Source organism: Burkholderia sp. Ax-1719, from assembly GCF_011753055.1.
Taxonomy (GTDB): domain Bacteria; phylum Pseudomonadota; class Gammaproteobacteria; order Burkholderiales; family Burkholderiaceae; genus Paraburkholderia.
Window position 1 is genome coordinate 129,495 of sequence record NZ_VWWJ01000023.1, and the last position, 15,353, is coordinate 144,847.

At 64.9% G+C, this 15,353-nt stretch carries 14 protein-coding genes and 1 pseudogene; 11 read left to right on the top strand and 4 right to left on the bottom strand.

Annotated elements, in window-relative coordinates; genetic code table 11:
* Positions 1–152 precede the first annotated feature (152 nt).
* Positions 153–416 (top strand): annotated as a pseudogene (locus tag F3J17_RS29185) (ribonuclease domain-containing protein); the annotation flags it as partial.
* Between the two features lie 16 nt (positions 417–432).
* Positions 433–990: a barstar family protein gene (locus F3J17_RS29190; RefSeq protein ID WP_167067524.1), complete on the top strand. Its 558-nt coding sequence runs from the start codon at positions 433–435 to the stop codon at positions 988–990.
* Positions 991–1,128: 138 nt separating this feature from the next.
* On the opposite strand, the gene F3J17_RS29195 is transcribed toward F3J17_RS29190, so the two are convergent.
* The 3 genes from F3J17_RS29195 to speE form a co-directional block, all read right to left on the bottom strand.
* A complete protein-coding gene (locus tag F3J17_RS29195; protein ID WP_167067527.1) occupies positions 1,129–1,869 on the bottom strand; it encodes a 16S rRNA (uracil(1498)-N(3))-methyltransferase in 741 nt (246 codons plus the stop codon).
* Positions 1,870–1,888: 19 nt separating this feature from the next.
* Positions 1,889–2,302, bottom strand: a complete 414-nt coding sequence (locus F3J17_RS29200) for a VOC family protein (RefSeq protein WP_167067529.1) — start codon at positions 2,300–2,302, stop codon at positions 1,889–1,891.
* Between the two features lie 108 nt (positions 2,303–2,410).
* Positions 2,411–3,289: a polyamine aminopropyltransferase gene (gene speE, locus F3J17_RS29205; RefSeq protein WP_167067532.1), complete on the bottom strand. Its 879-nt coding sequence runs from the start codon at positions 3,287–3,289 to the stop codon at positions 2,411–2,413.
* A gap of 385 nt (positions 3,290–3,674) precedes the next feature.
* Here speE and tkt point away from each other — a divergent pair, with 385 nt between their 5' ends.
* Together tkt and gap are read left to right on the top strand one after the other, a co-directional pair.
* Entirely contained in the window at positions 3,675–5,717 is a 2,043-nt protein-coding gene (gene tkt / locus F3J17_RS29210; RefSeq protein WP_167067534.1) for a transketolase, read from the top strand.
* A gap of 152 nt (positions 5,718–5,869) precedes the next feature.
* A complete protein-coding gene (gene gap / locus F3J17_RS29215; RefSeq protein WP_167067536.1) occupies positions 5,870–6,880 on the top strand; it encodes a type I glyceraldehyde-3-phosphate dehydrogenase in 1,011 nt (336 codons plus the stop codon).
* A gap of 101 nt (positions 6,881–6,981) precedes the next feature.
* Here the strand turns inward: gap and fur are convergent, their stop codons facing one another.
* Positions 6,982–7,410 (bottom strand): ferric iron uptake transcriptional regulator, encoded by a 429-nt coding sequence (fur, locus tag F3J17_RS29220; RefSeq protein ID WP_103702255.1) that lies wholly within the window; start codon positions 7,408–7,410, stop codon positions 6,982–6,984.
* Positions 7,411–7,546: 136 nt separating this feature from the next.
* Here fur and bamE point away from each other — a divergent pair, with 136 nt between their 5' ends.
* The 7 genes from bamE to holA all read left to right on the top strand — a co-directional run.
* Positions 7,547–8,473: an outer membrane protein assembly factor BamE gene (gene bamE / locus F3J17_RS29225; RefSeq protein ID WP_167067539.1), complete on the top strand. Its 927-nt coding sequence runs from the start codon at positions 7,547–7,549 to the stop codon at positions 8,471–8,473.
* Between the two features lie 238 nt (positions 8,474–8,711).
* The gene (gene dapB, locus F3J17_RS29230) at positions 8,712–9,509 is read left to right on the top strand and encodes a 4-hydroxy-tetrahydrodipicolinate reductase (protein WP_167067541.1); all 798 of its coding nucleotides are present in this window, start codon (positions 8,712–8,714) and stop codon (positions 9,507–9,509) included.
* Between the two features lie 72 nt (positions 9,510–9,581).
* Complete coding sequence (locus F3J17_RS29235; protein ID WP_167067544.1) at positions 9,582–10,325, top strand: MotA/TolQ/ExbB proton channel family protein; 744 nt, start codon at positions 9,582–9,584, stop codon at positions 10,323–10,325.
* 18 nt (positions 10,326–10,343) lie between these two features.
* Positions 10,344–10,778 carry a biopolymer transporter ExbD gene (locus tag F3J17_RS29240; protein ID WP_167067546.1) on the top strand — a complete coding sequence of 145 codons (435 nt, stop codon included), beginning with the start codon at positions 10,344–10,346 and terminating at the stop codon, positions 10,776–10,778.
* A 257-nt stretch (positions 10,779–11,035) separates the two neighbouring features.
* Entirely contained in the window at positions 11,036–13,630 is a 2,595-nt protein-coding gene (gene leuS, locus F3J17_RS29245; RefSeq protein WP_167067549.1) for a leucine--tRNA ligase, read from the top strand.
* Positions 13,631–13,744: 114 nt separating this feature from the next.
* Complete coding sequence (gene lptE / locus F3J17_RS29250; protein WP_167067552.1) at positions 13,745–14,296, top strand: LPS assembly lipoprotein LptE; 552 nt, start codon at positions 13,745–13,747, stop codon at positions 14,294–14,296.
* A gap of 42 nt (positions 14,297–14,338) precedes the next feature.
* A partial coding sequence (holA, locus tag F3J17_RS29255; RefSeq protein WP_167067554.1) for a DNA polymerase III subunit delta occupies positions 14,339–15,353 on the top strand: 1,015 nt, incomplete at its 3' end.

Below are 15,353 nucleotides of genomic sequence, written 5' to 3' on the forward strand. Positions count from 1 at the left end.
GCAGTGTTTCCGGCCGATCGTCCTGGCGTTTTCCGCGCGTTGCAGCGAGCGTTTTTCTGGCGGCGGCGTTAGTCGTTGCACAGGCTGCCGCCGCGCGCACGCAGTCTCCGGACGATAACGGCGCGCCCACGGGCACCGTGAGCATGGGTGAATTGCCTCGTGAGGCGGTCGACACGCTCGGCTTGATCAACGAAGGCGGTCCTTACCCGTTCGAGAAAGATGGCTCCGTGTTTGGTAATTATGAGCGGCAATTGCCCAAACATCGGCGCGGTTACTATCACGAGTACACGGTGCCGACGCCCGCGGCGCGCAATCGGGGCGCCCGGCGCATCATCTGTGGCGGCGCGCTCAGGCGTACCGACAATTGCTATTACACCGACGACCACTACGCCAGTTTCAGGCGAATTGTTGAATGACACCGGGAAGAGCGGCATGAGCGATAACACTTACGCGCACGACCCCCGGGTCGCGAGCGATCTGTTCGCGTCCGGCGAGGGCAACCTGTTCCAGCGCGTTATGCAGATGAAGCATGATGACCAGCAGCGCGACGCTGCACACGCGGGTGAGGCGCATTCATCGAACGAGGAGGCCATGAGCCTGTTTGCGACCGTGAGTCCGAACATCGTCCAGTCGATCCGTGCGTTCCGCGTACAGGATCTCGCCGACGAGGCGCAGCGCCTGCAGGAACATTTCCTCTATGCGTTCTGCGCGAACGCGCTGACGAAGCAGGAAGTGCTGGAGACGATCGCCACATCGTTTCTGTTTCCGAAGCATTTCGGCAAGAACTACGACGGCCTGTACGACTGCCTGACCGACATGGTGCAGAAGGCGGGCGAGCAACCCGGCTTCGTGGTCGTGCTCGAAGGCTTGCCGATCGCGCAGAAGTTCGACAAGGACGGCCGCGAGACGCTGCTCGACGTATTCCGCGAAGCTTCGGAGTACTGGGCTGAGCGCAAGGTGCCGTTCCGCGTGTTTTATTCGTTCGCCTGAACGCTTGCAGCAAGACAGATAACGTCGTATTCCTGCGACAAAAAAACACAGGCCCGCTAATCCTGAGGATTGGCGGGCCTTGTCATTTTTACCTGCCTGGCCGTTCGGGTCGCACAGATGCGCAACGGCGCGGGACGATTACCAGCCGCCCCAGCGCGCAGCCAGCGCCGACAGTACGGCGATGCCCGCGGTTTCGGTACGCAGCACCCGCGGCCCGAGACCCACGGCGATGAAGCCATGGTCGAGCGCCGCCGCTTCTTCCGGCGATGAAAAGCCGCCTTCCGGACCGACCAGCACCGTGACTTCGCCCAGCGGCGGGGTGTTGGGCAGCGTGGCAAACGAGACATTGGCGCGCGGCGAAAGCAGCACGCGCAATTCGCCGTCGCCGGGCGTCTTGGGCAGCGAGCCCAGCCACGTGCCGATTTCGCGCGTGGGCGCGACTTCGGGCATGCGGTTGCGCCCGCACTGTTCGCACGAAGCCTGCACGATGCGCTGCCAGTGCGCCTGACGGCGTACGGCGCGCTCGCCCGAGAGGCGCACGACGCTGCGCGAGGTGGTGAGCGGCACGAAACTCGTTGCGCCAAGCTCGACGGCCTTTTCGATCAGCCAGTCCATCTTGTCGCTGCCGGCGATGCCTTGCGCGAGCGTGAGGCGGTACGGCGGTTCAGTTTCGATATCGCGGAACGGACCGACGCGCACCTGGGTGTCGCGGCGTTCCATCGAGATGATTTCGGCGCTGAATTCTCCGCCCACGCCGTTGAACAGCACGACCGTGTCGCCGGGCTGCAGGCGCAGCACCTGGACGTGTCGCGTGACTTCGTCGGGGAGGGTGAAGACGTCGCCGGACTGTAGGGAGTTGCCGACGAAAAAGCGGGGCATAAGACAGGTTCTCATTGCTTCATGACAGATGGCGAGCAAGCGCCCAGCGGTAACCGTCGAGGTCTTCGACCTGAGCGAAACGGTCGCCCCAGAACTGGTCCTGCGGCTCGCTCAACGATTTCGCGCCGGCGTCAAGCGCCCGCGCATATACCGCGTCGACATTATCGACGTAAAGATAAAAGGACTGGGGGGCGATCGCGTCCGAGCTCTTCGGCGTGCGGGCCGTCGAACCGAAAGCGCCCTCCGGCGCGAACATCACGATCAGCTGATCGTGATAGGTCATTTCCACGTGCATCACCGCGCCGTCGTCCTCCACGCTGTCGCGCACCGCAAAGCCGAAGGCCGCTTCGAAGAAAGCAATCGCAGCGCGCGCATCGCGCACCGTGAGATACGGCGTCAGCCACGGCACGCCTGCGGGGCGGGGTGGGGTCATCGGGGCTCTCCAGATCTGGTTACGGGCAGGGGGTTGTCAGCTGGATGCTTGAACTGGCGGCACGCAAACAAATGTAACGAACCAGACAATTCTGCAATCTTGCGCATCCTAAAGCTGTAGGAATTGACCTAATTTATCGCGGAACATGTGCGGTGAAGCGAGGAGTGTCGCATGCAGCCGCGCGTCGTAAAAGCGCAAGCCCTCCAGCTCGCGCTCGTTCATGCGGGCCGTCAACATTGCTTCGGACTGTGCTGCGGCGTCGATCTGGTCGCTTGCCACGGCCATCAGCCAGAACGCGCCGTAGAGCGGCACCCAGGCACCCAGCGGCCGGACGATCGCAAATGTCGTGCGCAAGCCGTCGAGCAGTGCAGCGACACGCCCGGTGTGGTGCAGCGGCGAGCCGAGATGTAGCGAAACGAGCGCGTCTTCGCTCATGATGCGTTTGAGCGCGGCGTAGAACGGCGGCGTGTAAAGACCGGCAGCGGGCGAATCCGGCGGGGTCAGATCGAAGACGACCAGATCGAAAGGCAAGGCCTGATTGTCTTCCGAGGCCTTCGCGACGAAGTCGGCCGCGTCGCCGATCACCAGTTCCACGCGCGGATCGTCGAATGCGCCGCCGCGCACCTGCGGGAGATAGTCGGCGGTCAGCCGCACGACATCGGCGTCCAGTTCGGCGACCACGATGCGCTCGATGCCGGGATGGCGCAGCAACTGGCGCGCCGCGCCGCCATCGCCGCCGCCCAGCACGAGCGCGGCGCGCGGCGCGGGATGAGACAGCGCGGCCACATGCGTCATGCACTCGTGATAAATGAATTCGTCGCCGGCCGAGGTCATCGGCCGGCCGTCCAGGGCGAACAGGCAGCCGAGCTGCGGCGTGTCCCAGACCTCGATGTGTTGCCACGGCGAGTCGGTGGCGGCCAGCAGGCGCGCGCCGGGAAAGCCATAGACGGCGTCGGCGCAAGGGTGGAAGAGGAGCGGGGCGGTCACGGCGGCGGTCGTCGAGCAGGAAATCGACGCAGAAATGGGGCGATAGCCGCATTATACGGACGCCCGTGCGGCCAGCTTTTCGTGTGCCGCCCCACTTCGCTCGTGCGCCGCTTACCCGTGGCGCCCGTCGGCGTTTTCCGACGCGGACCCAGGCTCCTGATCAGGGAAAAGCCGCATGTTCTGTTAGAATGTCGCCCTTTGCAGCCCTGTCCGTTTGCTCTGGCCGTTTCGCGTCTTCCTGGCGCCGCATCGCGCGCCGGAGCACGTTTTTGCCGAGCTTCCGGAACCGTCCGCTGCTGTGCGCCCGCCGTCTTGATCTGCGTGTTTGATCAGATCAATTCCGCCCGCCCACGCCGCTTTTTGCACTCGTTCCTCCGGACTCGACATGACGACCTCGTCTTCCGCCTCCCCCGCAACCACCACGTTGATGGCCAACGCAATCCGCGCGCTGTCCATGGACGCCGTTCAGCAAGCGAATTCCGGCCACCCCGGCATGCCCATGGGCATGGCTGAAATCGCCGTCGCGCTGTGGGGCCGCCATCTGCGCCACAACCCGACGAACCCGCACTGGAACGACCGCGACCGCTTCGTGCTGTCGAACGGCCACGGCTCGATGCTGCTGTACTCGCTGCTGCATCTGACCGGCTACGACCTGCCGATCGAAGAGCTGAAGAACTTCCGCCAGATGCACTCGAAGACGCCGGGTCACCCGGAATTCGGCATCACGCCGGGCGTCGAAACGACCACCGGCCCGCTGGGTCAGGGTCTGGCGAACGCGGTCGGCATGGCGCTGGCTGAAGCGCTACTCGCCGCCGAGTTCAACAAGGCCGACGCGAAGATCGTCGACCACCACACCTATGTGTTCCTCGGCGACGGCTGCCTGATGGAAGGCATCTCGCACGAAGCCTGCTCGCTGGCTGGCACGCTCAAGTTGAACAAGCTGATCGCGCTGTACGACGACAACGGCATCTCGATCGACGGTCACGTCGAGCACTGGTTCCACGACGACACCCCGAAGCGCTTCGAAGCCTACGGCTGGAACGTGATTCCGGGCGTGAACGGCCATGACGTCGACGCTGTCGACGCCGCCATCGCCCAGGCGAAGGCATCGAACAAGCCCACGCTGATCTGCTGCAAGACGCAGATCGGCCACGGCGCGCCGACCAAGGCCGGCGGCCACGACGTCCACGGCGCACCGCTGGGCGGCGAAGAAATCGCCAAGTGGCGCGAAGCGGCCGGCTGGAAGTGGGAGCCGTTCGTCGTGCCGCAGGAAGTCTACGCAGACTGGGATTCGAAGGCCACGGGCGCAAAGCTCGAAGCCGAATGGAACGAATCGTTTGGCGCGTACAAGTCGAAGTACCCGCAGGAAGCTGCTGAATTCGAGCGCCGCATGGCCGGCCAACTGCCCGCCGATTGGGCGCAGAAGGCGCAGGACATCGTCATGGGCGCGGATTCGCGCAAGGAAACCGTTGCTACGCGTAAGGCGTCGCAGCAGGCTATCGAAGGTCTGGCCGCAGCGCTGCCGGAACTGCTCGGCGGTTCGGCCGACCTGACCGGCTCGAACCTGACGAACTGGAAGGCTTCGAAGCCCGTGCGCGCGGCCAAGGATGGCGAAAGCGGCATCGAGTGGGGCAACCACATCAACTACGGCGTGCGCGAATTCGGCATGAGCGCCGCGCTCAACGGCATCGTGCTGCACGGCGGCTACAAGGCGTTCGGTGGCACCTTCCTGACGTTCTCGGACTACAGCCGCAACGCGCTGCGCGTGGCTGCGCTGATGAAGTGCCCGTCGATCTTCGTGTTCACGCACGACTCGATCGGTCTGGGCGAAGACGGCCCGACCCACCAGTCGATCGAACAGGTGCCGAGCCTCCGCCTGATCCCGAACATGACGCTCTGGCGTCCGGCTGACACGGTCGAAACGGCGGTGGCCTGGACCGAGTCGATCGCGCATCACGGCCCGTCGTCGCTGATCTTCAGCCGTCAGAACCTGCAGTTCAACGACCGCACCGACGCGCAGATCGCCAACATCGCCAAGGGTGGCTACGTTCTGAAGGACTGGAACGACGACATCCCGAGCCGCAAGATCATCCTGATCGCCACGGGTTCGGAAGTCGAACTGGCGATGAAGGCCGTCGAAGCGCTGCAGCGCGAAGGCATCGGCGCTCGCGTGGTGTCCATGCCGTCGACCAACGTGTTCGACCGCCAGGACGCTGAATACAAGGAACGCGTGCTGCCCAAGGGCGTGCGCCGCGTGGCGATCGAAGCGGCGCAGGGCGACTTCTGGCGCAAGTACGTGGGCCTCGAAGGCGGCGTCGTGAGCATCGACACCTTCGGCGAATCGGCTCCGGCTGGCGTGCTGTTCAAGCACTTCGGCTTCACGGTCGAAAACGTCGTCGCGACGGCCAAGGCCGCGCTCGACAACTAAGCATCGCTACACACGGGCTCGCCTTCTGGCGGGCCCGTTTGCCGTGTACGCCACGCCCACAGTAGTTGAGTCGATCAATCAGCCGTCACGAGCGGCCGGGCAGGGCGAAGCACGGTGTGGGACCAGAATTTTTTACCATCAGGAGATAAACCATGACGATTCGCGTCGCAATCAACGGCTACGGCCGTATCGGCCGCAACACGCTTCGCGCCTTCTACGAGAACGGCAAGAAGCACGACATCCAGATCGTCGCGATCAACGACCTGGGTGACGCGAAGACCAACGCGCACCTGACGCAGTACGACACGGCTCACGGCAAGTTCCCGGGCGAAGTGTCGGTCGATGGCGACTACCTCGTCGTCAACGGCGACCGCATCCGCGTGCTGGCCAACCGCAACCCGGCAGAACTGCCGTGGGGCGAGCTGGGCGTCGACATCGTGTTCGAATGCACGGGCTTCTTCACGACCAAGGAAAAGGCCAGCGCCCACCTGAAGGGCGGCGCGAAGAAGGTCATCATCTCGGCGCCGGGCGGTAAGGACGTCGACGCGACGATCGTCTACGGCGTGAACCACGAAGTGCTCAAGTCGACCGACACGGTCATCTCGAACGCATCGTGCACGACCAACTGCCTGGCGCCGCTCGTCAAGCCGCTGAACGACAAGATCGGCCTGGAATCGGGTCTGATGACGACGATTCACGCTTACACGAACGACCAGGTTCTGACGGACGTCTACCACGAAGACCTGCGCCGCGCGCGTTCGGCCACGCACAGCCAGATCCCGGCGAAGACGGGTGCGGCATCGGCGGTCGGCCTCGTGCTGCCGGAGCTGAACGGCAAGCTGGACGGCTACGCGATCCGCGTCCCGACCATCAACGTGTCGATCGTCGACCTGTCGTTCATCGCCAAGCGCGACACGACGGTTGAAGAAGTCAACGCGATCATGAAGGAAGCGTCGGAAGGCTCGCTCAAGGGCATCCTGGGCTACAACACGGCACCGCTGGTCTCGATCGACTTCAACCACAACCCGGCATCGTCGACGTTCGACGCCACGCTGACCAAGGTCTCGGGCCGTCTGGTCAAGGTGTCGAGCTGGTACGACAACGAGTGGGGCTTCTCGAACCGCATGCTGGACACGGCGGTTGCGCTCGCGAACGCGAAGTAAGCTTTCGCGGCGTTTCGAGTACAAAAAAACCGCCCCAAGGGGCGGTTTTTTCTTGCTGCAACTTACTGGAAAGGCACTTTCCTGCTGCCGCGGGGCATCCTTCAATGCTTGCGGTGCGGGCAGTTTTCCTTGGTGCAGGCACCGTACAGCGCGAGCGCGTGCTCCTGAAGCTTGAAGCCGCGTTCGTTGGCGATCATCTGCTGGCGCTTTTCGATTTCGGGGTCGAAGAATTCTTCGACCAGGCCGCAATCGAGGCACACCAGGTGGTCGTGGTGGCTGCCTTCGTTGAGTTCGAAGACGGCCTTACCCGATTCGAAGTTGCTGCGGGTGAGCAGGCCAGCCTGCTCGAACTGCGTAAGAACCCGGTAAACCGTGGCGAGGCCGATGTCCAGCTCCTCGTTCAGCAGGTTCCGATACACGTCCTCGGCGGTGAGGTGACGCACGGGGCTGTGCTGAAAAATCTCCAGGATCTTGAGGCGCGGTAAGGTCGCCTTGAGGCCGATGTTCTTGAGATCGGTTGGATTGGTCATGACGATAAGTCCCTGGAGTACAATGCTGGGTTCTTATGTTAATGCGTTTTTGCCGTTACGGGCATCTTCGGCAGAACTTCGAACGAACTTCTACAGAACACGCGCGGCTTAGCGAAAAGCCCGCACGGTGAGGGAAATGATTCCAGAATTCACTATGATCGGCCGACGCATGAATGGCGGCCGCCTGGCGTGCACCCTGCTGGCTGCGGCCGCGTTCGCGGCGCTCGCCGGTTGTTCCACTTATGACAGCCTGACGCAGCGCGTCGCCCAGAGCATCACGCCGTATCGCATTACGATCGTTCAGGGTAACTTCGTTTCGGCGGAAGCCGCGGCGCAGATGAAGGTCGGCATGTCGCGTGCAGACGTCAAGCAGCTGCTCGGCACGCCGCTGCTGACCGACATGTTCCACGCGAACCGCTGGGACTACGTCTTCTACTTCAAGCGCGGCTCGACCGCCGTGGTCCAGCAGCGCGACTTCGTCGTGATGTTTGACGGCGATCGCGTGTCGAGCTGGACGGGCGGCGAAGATCTGCCGTCCAACCTCGAGCTGCTCGCCGAAATCGATGGCGACAAGCTGGGCAAGAAGTACAAGGCTTCGGTCGCGGCTGCGGCTGCGGCGTCGGGTGCTACGGCGGCTTCCGCGCCCGCGGTCAGCGCCGCTGGGGCGAATGGCCCGAGCGTGCCGGATACGGCCCGCACGCCCACGTCCGAGCTTGGCTCGGCCACGTCGCAGCTGCCGCAGGATCCGAACGCGCAGGCCGCCGCCGCGGCCAACCGTGCCACGGACGCCGTGCAGACGCCGTCGGGTCTGACGCCGTCGGTGCGCGCCGGTACGCCCACTTCCTCGGCGCTGCCGCCGAACGTGGGCACGATGCCCGCGCAGGTCCAGTTGCACCGTGCGCCGCCGCCGCAGATCCAGGGCGTGCCGCAGTCGAACCCGGTCGGCCCGACCGCGGGCGCGCAGGGCACCGGCGACTCGAACGCCGCCGTGCTGCCGCCGTCGCACAACTCGCCGCTCACCGCGCCGCCGCAACTGCCGGCTTCGGGCACGACGGGCAATTAAGATCGCAGGCATCGGTTCCGGAGGAAGCGCCCGTGTGGGCTTCGTCCGGACCGGTGCGGATCGCACCTTGAAAGGCCAGGCGCCTCGCGCCGGCTTTCCGTCGGCGGCTTTCGGGCCGCCGCGTTCGTTTGTAGAGACGGATTAGCGTCTATCCTTGGCAGCAACTATCCCGAAAACGTCCGGCAAACGGATGGGTCTCGTGAGCAGGGCTGCCGGCCTCACCTTCGCAGGAACAGTCATGAAAATCGCAATCGCCGGAGCGTCGGGCCGCATGGGCCGCATGCTGATCGAAACCGTTCTGAATACCCCCGACGTCACGCTATCGGGTGCGCTGGTGCGCAAGGGTTCGGCCGCCATCGGCCAGGACGCGGGCGCGTTCCTCGGCAAGGATACGGGCGTGCGCATCACCGACGATATCGAGCAGGTGTTCGCGCAAAGCGACTGTCTGATCGACTTCACGCGTCCGGAAGGCACGCTCGTGCACCTCGAAGCCGCCCAGCGCCACGGCGTGAAGATGGTGATCGGCACGACGGGCTTCGACGCGCAGCAGAAGGCGCAGCTTGGCGCGGCCGCGCAGAAGGTGGGCATCGTGTTTGCGGCCAACATGAGCGTGGGCGTGAACGTGACGCTCAAGCTGCTCGAATACGCGGCGCAGTTCTTCGACAAGGGCTACGACATCGAGATCATCGAAGCGCACCACCGCCACAAGGTCGACGCGCCCTCGGGCACGGCGCTGGCGATGGGTGAAGCCGTGGCGAAGGCGCTGGGCCGCAATCTCGACGAGTGCGCCGTGTATGGCCGCGAAGGCGTGACGGGCGAGCGCGATCCGTCGACGATCGGCTTTGCGGCGATTCGTGGCGGCGATATCGTGGGCGACCACACGGTGCTGTTCGCCGGGATCGGCGAGCGTATCGAGATCACCCACAAGTCGTCGAGCCGCCTGTCCTACGCGCAGGGCAGCGTGCGTGCGGCGCTGTTCCTGCAGGACAAGGCGAGCGGCCTGTACGATATGCAGGACGTGCTCGGTCTGAACTGAAGTCAGCACCGAGCCTGATCCGGCCATGAGCCCGGCATCCTTGCCGGGCATTCAACCACCACGCGAGGTCCGATGGCAGCGAGCAACGGAGTCATCCACTATCTGCAGTCGAGCGATGCCGTCACGCATGCGGTTGCGTGGGTCTTGCTGGCGATGTCGGTCGCGAGCTGGTGCTTCCTGATCGTGAAAAGCTGGGTGCTCGTGCGCGCAAAGCGCCAGGGGCCGCGCGCCGTTGCGCGGTTCTGGCAGGCGCAGTCGCTCGCGGACGGCGTGAGCGCGATGCGCACGATCGACCGCGAACGCGTATTCCTGCCGCTCGCGCAGGCCGCGCTGACGGTGATCGAAACGGATGCCGCAGGTGCGCTCCTCGCCCGGGTGGATCGCAACGAGCGCGTGCTGCGCGCTCTGCGCGGCGCGCTCCAGGCGTCGCAGCGTCGGCTTGAATTTGGCCAGGTGCTGCTGGCGTCCGTGGGCAGCACGGCGCCGTTCGTCGGGCTGCTCGGCACGGTCTGGGGTATCTATCACGCGCTCGGCAGCATCGCCGCGAGCGGGCAGGCAATGATCGAAAACGTCGCCGGGCCGGTGGGCGAGGCGCTCATCATGACGGCTTTCGGACTGGTCGTGGCGATTCCGGCGGTGCTGGCCTACAACATTCTCGGTCGCCTTGCGCGCCAGATCGGCGACGATCTCGACGGTTTCGCGCACGATCTGCACGCTTTTGCGAGCGCGCCCGAAGAAAGCGCCGCGCCGCGCATGCTCGCACAACCCACGATGCCCGCGCGCAGCGAAGGCGTGACGCGCGCCGGCGCGATCTGACGCCCGGGAGCCACGCATATGGCATTCGGCGGACTCGAAAAGAAGCGCGATTCGGCGCCAATGGCCGAAATCAACATGACGCCGCTGATCGACGTCATGCTCGTGCTACTCGTCATCTTCATCATTACCGCGCCGCTCTTCACGCACGCGATCCGGCTCGATCTGCCGAAAGTCGCCGCCGAAACCGCGCAGCAGACGCCGCAGACCGTCACGCTGTCCATCGACGCGGCGGGCAAAATCTACTGGAACGCCCAGCCCATCTCGCTCGACGATCTGCGCAAGCGCTTCGCCGATGCAGGCAAGCAGCCGGAAGCGCAACAGCCCGAACTGCAACTGCGCGCCGCCCGCGAGACGCGCTACGACGTCATCGCCCAGGTGATGGGCGCGGCGCAGCAGGCGGGGCTTGCGCGGCTGGGTTTCGTCACCGATCCGCCGCCCGCCACGCAACATTGAGCGGGGCAATCAACGCCGCGGCCTGCGCGCGCACAGCCAGCGCCTTTCCCCAATTCGCGCCATTCGAAAAGCCAGCGGAGAGCGCGACCCAGTCAACGGTATAATCAGCGTTTCCCTGTAAAAACGGGGCCCTGCCCGTGTCGCGCCCGACCATCGTCGGAGCGTGGGGCCGGTCCGCTGCGTCAGACGCCAAAAGGCGACGCCCGCATGCCGCCGCAGGCCCGTTCTAGCCGAATCTGCGTTTTCCCATCCACACCATGCTCGAAAAATACGTTCCCTCCGACGTCGAATCCGCCGCGCAAGGCGAATGGCGTGCCAGCGACGCTTACCGGACGGCTGAAAAAGCCGACAAGCCCAAGTTCTATTGCGTCTCGATGCTGCCGTATCCGTCGGGCAAGCTGCACATGGGCCACGTGCGGAACTACACGATCAATGACGTGATGTACCGCTATCTGCGCATGAACGGCTACAACACGCTCATGCCGATGGGCTGGGACGCGTTCGGCATGCCCGCCGAAAACGCCGCGATGGCCAACGGCGTGCCGCCGGCGCAGTGGACGTACAGCAATATCGAGTACATGAAGGGCCAGATGCAGTCGATGGGTCTCGCGATCGACTGGTCGCGCGAAATCGCCACCTGCAAGCCCGACTACTACAAGTGGAACCAGTGGTTCTTCCTGAAGATGCTCGAAAAGGGCATCGCGTACAAGAAGACCGGCACGGTGAACTGGGACCCGGTCGATCAGACCGTGCTCGCCAACGAGCAGGTGATCGACGGGCGCGGCTGGCGCTCGGGCGCGCTGGTGGAAAAGCGCGAAATCCCGATGTACTACCTGCGTATCACCCAGTACGCCGATGAACTGCTGAACGACCTCGACGGCCTCGGCTGGCCCGAGCGCGTCAAGATCATGCAGCAGAACTGGATCGGCAAGAGCTTTGGCGTGAACTTCGGTTTCCCGTACGAGCTGGACGGCGAGAAGAAGCTGCTGCGCGTGTTCACCACGCGCGCCGACACCATCATGGGCGTGACCTTCTGCGCAGTCGCCGCTGAGCACCCGCTCGCCACGCGCCTCGCCCAGGACAAGCCGGAACTGCAGGCGTTCATCGAAGAATGCAAGAGCGGCAGCGTCGCCGAAGCCGATGTCGCCACGATGGAAAAGAAGGGCATGCCCACCGGTTTCACCGTCACGCACCCGGTCACGGGCGAGCAGGTGCCGGTGTGGATCGGCAACTACGTGCTGATGAGCTACGGCGAAGGCGCGGTGATGGGCGTGCCGGGCCATGACGAGCGCGATTTCGCGTTCGCGCAAAAATATAATCTGCCGATCAAGCAGGTGATCGCGGTCGAAGGCGAAACCTACTCGCTCGACGGCTGGCAGGAGTGGTACGGCGACAAGGAACGTGCGGTCACCGTCAACAGCGGCAAGTACGACGGCCTGTCGTACATGGCGGCGGTCGACGCGGTTGCAGCGGACCTCAAGGCGCAAGGCTACGGCGACAAGCAGGTCACGTGGCGTCTGCGCGACTGGGGCATCTCGCGCCAGCGCTACTGGGGCACGCCGATCCCGATCATCCACTGCCCGAGCTGCGGCGACGTGCCGGTGCCGGAAGCCGACCTGCCGGTCGTGCTGCCGGAAGACCTCGTGCCGGACGGCACGGGCAACCCGCTCGCGAAGTCGGAAGCCTTCCTGAACTGCAAGTGCCCGAGCTGCGGCGCCGACGCGAAGCGCGAAACCGACACGATGGACACCTTCGTCGACTCGTCGTGGTACTTCTACCGCTACGCCGCGCCGGACGCGAAGACCATGGTCGACGAGCGCACCGACCACTGGATGCCGATGGACCAGTACATCGGCGGCATCGAACACGCGATTCTTCACCTGCTGTACTCGCGTTTCTGGGCCAAGGTCTCGCGCGACCTCGGTCTGGTCAAGTTCAGCGAGCCGGCCAAAAACCTGCTCACGCAGGGCATGGTGCTCAACGAAACCTTCTACCGTGAAGACGCGGCGGGCAAGAAGACCTGGTACAACCCGGCCGACGTGACGGTGACGCACGACGACAAGGGCCGCCCGGTTGGCGCGACGCTCAATACCGACGGCCAGGCCGTGGTGCTGGGCGGCGTCGAGAAGATGTCGAAGTCGAAGAACAACGGCGTCGATCCGCAGGTGCTGATCGACCTGTACGGCGCGGATACGGCGCGTCTGTTCACGATGTTCGCCGCACCGCCCGAGCAGCAGCTCGAATGGTCGGGCGCGGGCGTGGAAGGCGCGAGCCGCTTCCTGCGTCGCGTCTGGTCGTTCGGCTACGCGAACGCGGAAGCGATCAAGTCGCGCGCCTCGTTCGACGCGGCGACGGTCACGGACGTCGAAAAATCGCTGCGCCGCGAAGTCTACGGCGTGCTCAAGCAAGCCGACTTCGACTATCAGCGTCTGCAGTACAACACGGTGGTTTCGGCGGCGATGAAGATGCTCAACGCCATCGACGGCGCCAAGGAAGCGGGCGCGGGCGTCAAGCGCGAGACCTTCGGCGTGCTGCTGCGCGTGCTGTATCCGGTCGTGCCGCATCTGACGTTCGAACTGTGGAAGGAACTCGGTTACGCCGACGAATTCGGCACGCTGCTCGACGCGCCGTGGCCGAAGGTCGACGAAAAGGCGCTGGAACAGGCTGAAATCGAACTCGTCCTGCAGATCAACGGCAAGGTGCGCGGCGCGGTGACGGTCGCCAAGGATGCGCCGAAGGACGTGATCGAAGCGGCTGCGCTCGCGCACGAGATGTTCGTCAAGTTCGCGGAAGGCCGCGAGCCGAAGAAGATCATCGTCGTGCCGGGCCGTCTCGTGAACGTCGTGGTCTGATCCCCGCCGGTCATCGAGCATCACCAAACTGATGTGTTGTATTGGCGGCGCGTCGCGGTCCCCGGGGCCGCACCGCGCCGCCGTTCCGAATCTGTCGCGAACCAGGGAGTCCATGTGATTCGCAGATCGTTCCTGTTACTGGCCAGCAGCGCGCTGATGCTTTCGGCGTGCGGCTTCCAGCTGCGTGGGCAGCAGAACTACGCGTTCAAGCGGCTCGCCATCGTCGGCGCACCGGCGCCCGTGACCGCGCGCCTCACGCGCATGATCGAAGGCGGCAGCGATTCGGTGGTGGTCGACTCCACCTCGAACGCCGATGCCGTGCTGCACGTGTCCGAATCGCGCGGCTTCAGCACGCTCACGCTGAGCTCGCTGGGTGAAGTCGAGGAATACCAGGTCAACTATTCGCTGAACTACGCGCTGTCGGCGGCTGACGGTTCGCCGCTGATCCAGCCGAGCACGATCGCGCTGAATCGCGCGATGACGTATAGCGACCAGTACTCCACGGCAAAGGTGAACGAAGCCAACCTGTTGTTCGCGGATATGCAGAACGACGCGGTGGATCAGCTCACGCGCCGTCTCGCGATCCTCAAGACGCTGCATCCGAATCCGGATCAGGTGGTGCCGGGCGTCGCGCCGCGCGCGCCGTTGCCGCCGCCGCCGCTGTAATCAGCGCTTCGTCTTTACTTCTGTTTCTCTAGCAGGCACGCCATGCAATTGCGACTGGACGGACTTGAGCCGCACCTCGCCAGAGGGATGGGCAGCCTGTACGTCGTCTACGGCGACGAGCATCTGCTCGCCCAGGAGGCGTGCGACCGCATCCGTGCGAGCGCGCGTGCGGCTGGCTTCACGGATCGCTCCGTATTCACGGTCGAACGCGGTTTCGACTGGAGCGCGCTGCTGGGCGCGAGCCAGTCGATGTCGCTGTTCGGCGACCGCCAACTGGTCGAGTTGCGCATCCCGTCCGGCAAGCCGGGCAAGGAAGGCGCGGACGCCTTGAAGACGCTCGCGGCATCGGCGAAAGGCGGCGCCAATCCCGACGTGCTGACGCTCGTCACGCTGCCGCGCCTCGATGCGGTCACGCAGAAGTCGGCGTGGTTCACGGCGCTGGCGGATAGCGGCGTGGCGATCAAGATCGATCCGGTCGAGCGCGCCGCGTTGCCGAACTGGATCGGCCAGCGCCTGTCGCAGCAAGGCCAGCGCGTGGCGCCGGGCGAAGACGGAAAGCGCGCACTGCAGTTCGTCGCGGAGCGCGTGGAGGGCAATCTGCTCGCCGCGCACCAGGAAATCCAGAAGCTTGGCCTGCTGTATCCGCAAGGCGTGCTGAGCTTCGAGCAGATTCACGACGCGGTGCTCAACGTGGCGCGTTACGACGTGTTCAAGCTCAACGAAGCCATGCTGACCGGCGATGTTGGCCGCCTCGCGCGCATGCTCGACGGGCTGGAAGGCGAGGGCGAAGCCGCCGTGCTGGTGCTGTGGGCCGTCGTCGAAGAAGTTCGCACGCTGCTGCGCATCAAGCGCGGCGTGGCGGCGGGCAAGCCGCTGGCCGTGCTGCTGCGCGAAAACCGGGTCTGGGGGCCGCGCGAGCGGCTGATCGGGCCGGCGCTCTCGCGTCTGAGCGAAGCGACGCTCGAACGCGGGCTCGCGCTGGCGGCGCGCCTCGACCGCCAGGTCAAGGGCTTGTCCGGCCAGGCGCGCGGCGACTGGCGCAATGCGCTGCCGCCGG